This is a genomic window from Methylobacterium sp. yr668, from assembly GCF_900116245.1.
GTDB lineage: Bacteria > Pseudomonadota > Alphaproteobacteria > Rhizobiales > Beijerinckiaceae > Methylobacterium.
Map to the genome: position 1 here is coordinate 1 of NZ_FOZY01000068.1, position 7,767 is coordinate 7,767.

General features: G+C 68.9%; 8 protein-coding genes and 1 pseudogene. 6 read left to right on the forward strand and 3 right to left on the reverse strand.

The annotated features are described in order from the left end of the window. Window positions 1-245 precede the first annotated feature (245 nt). From BM419_RS30825 to BM419_RS30845, 5 genes are all read left to right on the forward strand, one after another. Window positions 246-710 (forward strand): Rrf2 family transcriptional regulator, encoded by a 465-nt coding sequence (locus BM419_RS30825; protein ID WP_091928690.1) that lies wholly within the window; start codon window positions 246-248, stop codon window positions 708-710. Then, entirely contained in the window at window positions 700-1,605 is a 906-nt protein-coding gene (locus BM419_RS30830) for an NAD(P)/FAD-dependent oxidoreductase (RefSeq protein WP_091928691.1), read from the forward strand. The genes BM419_RS30825 and BM419_RS30830 overlap by 11 nt, the downstream gene beginning before the upstream one ends. Window positions 1,606-1,978: 373 nt before the next feature. After that, a complete protein-coding gene (locus BM419_RS30835) occupies window positions 1,979-2,707 on the forward strand; it encodes a helix-turn-helix domain-containing protein (protein WP_244540932.1) in 729 nt (242 codons plus the stop codon). A 203-nt stretch (window positions 2,708-2,910) separates the two neighbouring features. Then, complete coding sequence (locus tag BM419_RS30840; RefSeq protein WP_091928693.1) at window positions 2,911-3,924, forward strand: aldo/keto reductase; 1,014 nt, start codon at window positions 2,911-2,913, stop codon at window positions 3,922-3,924. Window positions 3,925-3,933: 9 nt separating this feature from the next. After that, window positions 3,934-4,356, forward strand: a complete 423-nt coding sequence (locus BM419_RS30845) for an SRPBCC family protein (RefSeq protein WP_091928694.1) — start codon at window positions 3,934-3,936, stop codon at window positions 4,354-4,356. Window positions 4,357-4,493: 137 nt separating this feature from the next. Here the strand turns inward: BM419_RS30845 and BM419_RS30850 are convergent, their stop codons facing one another. After that, a complete protein-coding gene (locus BM419_RS30850; protein ID WP_091928695.1) occupies window positions 4,494-5,057 on the reverse strand; it encodes a TetR/AcrR family transcriptional regulator in 564 nt (187 codons plus the stop codon). A 112-nt stretch (window positions 5,058-5,169) separates the two neighbouring features. Between BM419_RS30850 and BM419_RS30855 the strand changes: the two genes are divergently transcribed. Further along, the gene (locus BM419_RS30855; protein WP_091928696.1) at window positions 5,170-6,570 is read left to right on the forward strand and encodes an amidase; all 1,401 of its coding nucleotides are present in this window, start codon (window positions 5,170-5,172) and stop codon (window positions 6,568-6,570) included. Window positions 6,571-7,101: 531 nt separating this feature from the next. Here the strand turns inward: BM419_RS30855 and BM419_RS30860 are convergent. Together BM419_RS30860 and BM419_RS30865 are read right to left on the reverse strand one after the other, a co-directional pair. Continuing rightward, window positions 7,102-7,413: pseudogene (locus BM419_RS30860) on the reverse strand (transposase); the annotation flags it as partial. Between the two features lie 33 nt (window positions 7,414-7,446). Further along, on the reverse strand, window positions 7,447-7,767 hold a 321-nt coding region (locus BM419_RS30865; RefSeq protein WP_139257166.1), incomplete at its 5' end, for an integrase core domain-containing protein.

Consider the following 7,767-nt stretch of genomic DNA (forward strand, 5'->3'; position numbering starts at 1 on the left):
GCGCTCGGCACCGACAACGAACCGTCCCATGCCATCCTCCGGTCGTGCAGAGGAAAGCTACCACCTTCGGGGTTTTGACACAGCCAGGGTCGGAAACGGCAGGGCCGCTCCGGGCGGGTTTGCGCCGGTCCGCTTCCGTGCCGCATCAAGCCCGAGCGGACGTCACCATGCCCCTCCTCGGACCGTCGCAAACCCGCGCGCCGTCCTGATTGACGCGCGCCGTTTTATGTAACATCACTTGTCACATGAGACGTGACAGCCGCCTTTCCGGCATCCTCCACGTGCTGCTGCACATGGCGGAGGAGCCGCGACCGCTCACCTCCGAGGCACTCGCCGCCGCCATGCAGACCAATCCATCCGTGGTGCGCCGGACCATGGCCGGGCTCCGGGAGGCGGGCTTCGTCCGGTCCGGGCGCGGGCACGGGGGCGGCTGGACCCTCGCGCGCGACCTTCACGGGATCACCCTCCGCGACATCCACGTCGCCCTGGGTTCGCCAGACCTGTTCGCCATCGGCAACCGCACCGAGGCACCCGGCTGCCTCGTCGAGCAGGCCGTGAACGCGGCGCTCGACGACGGTTTCCGCGAGGCCGAGCGGGTGCTGCTGGACCGCTTCGGCAGCGTCACCCTCGCCGCGCTCAGCGCCGACTTCCACGCCCGCCTCGCCGCGCGCGGCGGCGCCCTGACCCTGGAGCAAGCCCATGCCGTTTGACGTGATCGTCGTGGGAGGCAGCTTCGCCGGCTTGGCGGCGGCCACCTACATCGCCCGCGGACGGCGCTCGGTCTGCGTGGTCGACGCGGGCAGCCCGCGCAATCGGTTCACCGAGGCCTCGCACGGATTCCTTGGCCAGGACGGCAGCGACCCGCGGGCGATGCTCGCGCAGGCCCGCGCCCAACTCGCGGCGTACCGGCAGGCGACCTTCGTGGAGGGTGAAGCGGTCGACGTCCGGGCGGGACGGGGCTTCACCGTCACCCTCGCGAGCGGGGCGACCATGGAGGCAGCGCGCCTCGTCCTCGCTTACGGCATCTCGGATGTGCTTCCGAAGATCCCGGGCTTGGCGGAGCGATGGGGCAGAAGCGTGCTGCACTGTCCCTACTGCCACGGCTACGAGTTCGCAGACGGGAAGCTCGGCGTGCTGGCCGCGTCCCCGCTATCCGCGCATCAGGCCATGCTGATCGCCGAATGGGGGCCGACGACGCTCTACCTAAACGGCGGGGACATGCCCGACGAGGAGACATGCGCCCGGCTCGCGAACCGTGGCGTCGGGATCGAGCCTGCCGCCGTTGCGGCCCTCGTCGGCGAGGGTGGGACGCTGTCGAGCTTGATGCTCGGCGACGGGCGCACGGCGGCCGTCGAGGCACTCTATCTCGCCCCGCGTTCGCGCATGAACAGCCCGCTGGCGGAACGGCTCGGCTGCGCGCTCGACGAAGGGCCGTTCGGTCCGGTCATCCGGACGGATGCCACCAAGCTGACGACGGTGGCGGGGGTGTATGCGGCCGGCGACATCGCGCGGGCGCCCCACAGCGTGAGTTGGGCCGTGGCGGACGGCGTCACAGCGGGTGTCTCGGCCCACCAGTCACTCGTGTTCGCGAGCTTGGCTGCCTGATCGGCGACGGCCTCGCGGACGGCGAACCCCAGGCCCTCCAGCCGCTCTGCGAATTTTCGGACCCCGGGGCAGGATGGTTCCGCCTACCGGCTTGAGGCGCTCACCGCGACGGTCACCATAGGATCGCGGGCACGCTTGCCGTAACGGCTTGCGATGGGTCAGGATCGGCCTGGAAGACCGTACGCGGCTTCGATGCGCGAGCGCTCCTACCCGAGGTGCCTTGATGTCGTTCGAGACGATGGGGGACCAGCGGCGAGGAACATGCCAGGTGCTCGGTCGGGTCGACCATCGGTCCCGGTTGGTCGTCGAACGCCGGGTCAACGGCGCCGGATCGCACCCGAGGCAAGCCTATCCCTGCAACGAGCTCATCGTGATGCTCGGCGGCCGCGCTGTCGTACGACGCACCGGTGACGGTCAGGACGAGAAGTGCCTCGCCGGGGCCGGAACGGCCTGGACCGGACCGGTCGGCTTCATGGAGAAGGCGGAACTCTCGGAGGCCATCTCGTGCCTCCACGTGTGCCTGCCGCCGGCCCTCATCGAGCACAGTGCCCTGGCGGACTACGGCATAGACGCCTCGCTGGTCGAACTCGCCTTCGTCGGCGGCTTGGCCGACCCGCTCCTCGTCAGCTTCGCACGGGCGTTCGAGGGCATGCTCGGCAGGCCGCAATCGCCGACGGACCGGTTGTTCGTCGATGGTCTGACGACCGCTTTGGCGGCCCACCTGATCGCCAATTACACGGTGGACCGCTGGAAGCCGTCCACCGCTCCGCGAAAGTTCGACGACCGCCGCCTCAAGCGGGTGACCGATTACATCGAAGCGCATTACGCCGACCCCATTCCCCTCGAACGCCTCGCGGCCGAGGCCTGCCTCAGCCCCTTCCACTTCGCGCGCCTGTTCCGCGAGGCGACCGGCCTGACCCCGCATCGCTACGTGACGGACCGGCGGGTCCGAGCGGCCCGGGAGGCGCTGGCGCTTGGTCGGGCCACGCTGATGGAGATCGCGGTCGAGCAGGGCTTCGGCACGCAGGACAACTTCACGCGGGTGTTCCGCAAGAGCACCGGCCTGACGCCCGGGCAGTACCGGGCCACGGTCCGTCGCTGAGACCGACCGGCCTTTCGTCGCTCGATACCCCATACGCAACAACGGCCGGCAGGTTCGCAAGAACGGCCGATACGGCTCCGTGCGGGGCCTGTACGCCGTTTCGCGGGGCTAGTCGGGGTTATCGCGAGGGACACGACCCCCTTCTGCCGGCCCGACGACGACGGCCCCGATGTCGCGCTGACTTCCCCACGCTCGGAGGAGCCATGACCATCAGGGACGCCCTGCTCGCCGGCCCGCTCGGCTTCGGCGCCGCACCACTCGGCAACATGTTCCGCGACATCCCCGACGACGAGGCGGAAGCCACGGTCGACGCGGCGTGGCAGGCCGGCACGCGCTACTTCGACACCGCGCCCTTCTACGGGAGCGGCCTGTCGGAGATCAGGCTCGGCAAGGCCCTGTCGAAGTACCCGCGCGACGCCTACCGCCTCAGCACCAAGGTGGGCCGCATCATCCTCGACGAGGTCGAGACCGGCGCTCGCGACCAGGGCGAGAAGGGCGAGATCTTCAAGTACGGTCGCCCGAACAAGGTCGTCTACGACTACACGGCCGACGGCGCCAAGCGGTCCATCGAGGACAGCCTGAAGCGCATGGGCGTCGACCGGCTCGACTTCGTGTGGGTCCACGACATCGCCAGGGATTTCCACGGCGACAAGTGGATCGGGCTGTTCGAGCAGGCGCGCACCGGGGCCTTTCCCGCCCTCGACCGACTGCGCGACGAGGGCGTGATCGAGGCCTGGGGCCTCGGGGTGAACAACGTCGAGCCGGTGGAGCTGCTGCTCTCGCTCGACGAGGTGCGCCCGAACGGCACCCTGCTCGCAGGCCGCTACACGCTCCTCGACCACGGGAGGGCGCTTGAGCGCCTGATGCCGGCCGCGGTCGAGAGGAAGGTCGAGATCGTCATCGGCGGTCCGTACAGCTCGGGCGTGCTCGCGGGCGGCGCGCACTTCGAGTACGGCTCGGTGCCACCCGAGATCGCCGCCAAGGTCGAGACCATCAAGGCGCTGTGCGGCAGGCACGGCGTGCCGATCAAGGCGGCGGCGCTCCACTTCTCGCTCGCCCATCCCGCCTCGGCCGCGGTCATCCCCGGGGCGAGCCGCCCGGAGCGGATCGCGGAGGACCACGCCGCCATCGGCTTCGAGGTGTCCGGGGATTTCTGGCGCGACCTGCGCCGGAGCGGGGTCGTGGCGCCCGACGCGCCCCTCCCGTCCGGTCAGTAGGGGGCGGCCATGGCGACGGCATCGGCAAGCGTCGAGATCCCGGCTCCGGCCTCCGAGGTGTGGCGGCTCATCGGCGGGTTCGGCTCCCTGCCGGACTGGCTGCCCTACATCCCCAAGTCCGAGTTGCACGAGGGCGGCCGCGTCCGGCACCTGGCGAACCCTGACGGCGGCGTCATCGTCGAGCGGCTGATGGCCTTCGACGAGGCCGGACGGAGCTACAGCTACCACATCCTTCAGTCCCCCTTCCCGCAAAGGGGTTACCTCTCGACCTTGCGGGTCCGGGAGACCGGCGACGGGCAGCGGTCGCGCGTCGAGTGGTCCGGCGAATTCCAGCCGGTCGGGGTCAGCGACGCGGAGGTCACGAAGCTCTTCCAAGGCATCTACGAGGATGGTCTCGCCGCCCTGAGGAAGCGCTACGCCGACGAGGGCTGAACGGCCGGGGCCACCGCATCGCTGCCGGAGCGGCGGTGGAACTTGCGTCCGTTTCCAAGGAAGGCGCGGCTGCACGTGAACGACTACGCCGGGTCGGATGCGGACCGTCCGGCCCCCAACCGAGTGTGCAGATCGCACTACGCCGGCAGCAGGCCCGAGGCGCGGTAGTTCTCGATCAGGTCGTCGAACTGCGAGACGTCCGAGCGGCTCCGCGCGTAGAGCTGGGCGCCTGACACCGCGGCGAAGATCGCCCGCGCCCGCGTCTCCGCATCCCCGGGCTTCACCGCCTTGGCCATCACCAGGACCTTGGCGAGCCAGGCGACGTTGACGTCGGCGAAGCCCTGCGCTTCCCGCTGCACGGCCTCCGGTAGGTTGGCGTACTCGGCCGACATGAAGCTGCACAGGCACAGCCGGTTGCCGTCCTCCAGCGAGCGCCGGAAGGTGCCGGGGTAGAGCCGCAGGCATTCCATCGGGTCGCCGGTCCGCTCCAGCATGGCGTCGAGCTCGACCGCGATGTCCTCCCAGTAGCGCCGCGCCACGGCCGCCCCGAGGTCCGCCTTGCTGGCGAAGTGGTGGTAGATGCTCGCTGCCTTGATGCCGACATCGGCGGCGAGGTCGCGGTAGCTCAGCCCGCCGTAGCCGTGCGCCTGCGCGGTCTTCCGCGCGGCTGCCAGGATCGTCTCCTTCGCGTTCGTGCTCACCCCTGTCTCCCAGTCGGAATCGAAAAACCTACCAATCGTTAGTTAGGGGTTGACGGGTCGAAAATCCAGCCCTAACTGTCTGCCTACCGAACGTTAGGCAGGGAAAGCAGCCATGACCCAGGACATCATCTTCTCCGACGCGACCCGGCTCGCCGAGCTTATCCGCACCCGCGAGGTCTCTCCCGTCGAGGTCGTGAAGGCGCACCTCGACCGCATCGAGGCCGTCGACCCGAAGGTCAACGCCATCGTCACCGTCGCGGACGGCGCGCTCGCCGCAGCGAAGGAGGCCGAGACCGCGGTGATGGCCGGCGGGGACCTCGGGCCGCTGCACGGCGTGCCCTTCACCGTGAAGGACTCCATCGACACCGCAGGGGTGATGACCCAGCGCGGCTCGCCGATCTTCAAGGGCCGTACCCCCGACGCCGACGCGACCAGCGTCGCCCGGATGAAGAAGGCCGGCGGCCTCCTGCTCGCCAAGACGAACCTGCCCGAGTTCTCCTACTGGATCGAGAGCGACAACTTGCTCTCCGGCCGCTCCAACAACCCGTGGGACCTCGACCGCACGCCCGGCGGATCCAGCGGAGGCGAGTCGGCGGCCATTGCGGCGGGGATGTCGCCGCTCGGGCTGGGCACCGACCTCGCCATCTCGGTGCGCGGCCCGGCCGCCCAGACCGGCATCGTCTCGCTGAAGGCCACCCACGGGCGCGTGCCGATGACCGGGATCTGGCCCCGGGCGCCCCGCCGCTTCTGGCATGTCGGCCCGATGGCGCGCTCGATCCGCGACCTCGCGCTCGCCTTCGCGCAGCTCGCCGGCCCCGACGGCGAGGACGCCTTCTCGATCAGCACGGTCCCGTTCGACGCGGGCGTCATGTCGGACCGCAAGCTGCGGGTCGGCTGGATGGTCGGGCCGGGCTTCGGGCCCATCGACACGCAGGTCGCGGCGACGGTGAAGGCTGCCGCCGAGGCCCTCAGGGGCGAGGGCCACCATGTCGAGGAGGTCCGCATCCCGGCGCTGGAGCGCGACTTCGCCCTCGACGTGTTCAACAAGCTCCACGTCATGGAGATGAAGCCGGCCTTCCGCGAGGCGGTGAAGGGCCACGAGGACCAGATGTACAAGATGGCCAAGACGATGCTGTCGCTGCCGGACACGTCGGTGGAGGACTACGTCGCGGCCGAGCAGGCGGCGGAGCGGCTGCGGGACGGCTACGCGGCCTACTTCCGGGACTTCGACGTGCTCCTCACCCCGGTGCTGCCGGTGCCGGCGCACAAGCACGGCATCAGCGAACTCGTCGTCAACGGCGAGACCGTCGACCTGACCTACCTGCAGGGCGCGACCGTGCCGCTGAACGTGACGGGCCTGCCGGGGCTTTCGATGCGGTTCGGGACGAGCCGCGAGGGGTTGCCGATCAACGTGCAGTTGGTGGGAAGCTGGCAGGCGGAGACGACCCTCCTGCACGCCGCCTCGATCTTGGAAGGCATCAGCCTCGTGCGCGGGCTGCACCCGAGCCTCTGAGGGGTGTGACCGGGGCCGGAGATCTGTCCGGCCCTCGACCGCTCGGACGGCAAAATCGTACGACGGCCGTCTAAGACGTGGCGGGCGGCATCGACCGAAGAATGTCGCGGCCCCCGGCCTGACCAATGTCCGCTTCGGAGACGCACACGCGGGCCATCAAGTGACTGAAATGGGCGCAAAGCCGAACGGCCGGTTTTGTGCCCATCGGCGATCCGGCATGGCGCTGTCTGGCCGCAAGCGGCTCGTCCGCTTCGGAGAAGAATTGCCGGAAAAGCGGACAGGCCCCTATCGATCCTTTGCGGAAGGTTAAAAGGTCCACTGATGGGCTGCCGGATGGGGGGAGCACAGCGGCTCATATCAAAGCGAAGCGTTCGTAGCAGAGAACGGCACTCGGGGCTTTTGCCTCTATCCAAGACGCCCACGTTTGTCTTTGAAGAAGCACCTCAGCGTAGTCTTCGCGCTTGTCGCCCCCCATGAGTGCATAAGGCTGTCGAGAGAAAGCCGACCAGCGCCCACGACTAGGGCCTGTCGTCACCTGAGGTGATCGAGGGCTGCAGCGAGGCAGAGGACGCCGCTGAAGCTGGCGGCAGTCTTCTCGTAGCGCGTTGCAACGGCTCGCCACTCCTTGAGCCTTGCCCAGAGCCGTTCGACGATGTTGCGGTTGGTGTAGATCCAAGTCGGGCAGCGCGCAGGAGCCTCGTTGCGCTTGGACGGGATAGCGGGCTTTGCCCCGGCGTCCCGGACGTGTTGCCGGAAGCGGTGACTGGAGTAGCCACGATCCGCGACGACCCATCGCGGAACGCTCGGCAGTTGCTCGAGCAAGGGCAGCGCGTGCGGCAGTTTGATCGGCCCCCACGAGGTGGTCCAAGGTCAAAGTTAGTGCAGTGTCGGTCGCTGGACCACGGCGAGCTTGGCCGGTGCAGCCGGCCAAGCGGCTATAGCTGGCACGAACACCTCTGGCGCGGGCGGCCGGTAGCCCAATGCGCCATGCGGCCGAACCGTATTGTAGTGCCGTCGCCAGCCCTCGATCATGATCTGCGCCTCCTTGAGCGTGTAAAAAATCTCGCCATTCAGCAGCTCGTTGCGTATCTGTGCGTTGAAGCTCTCGACATATCCGTTCTCCCACGGCGAGCCAGGGCTGATGTAGGCCGTCCTTACGCCAACGGCCGCAATCCAGGACTGGACCGACTTGGCGAT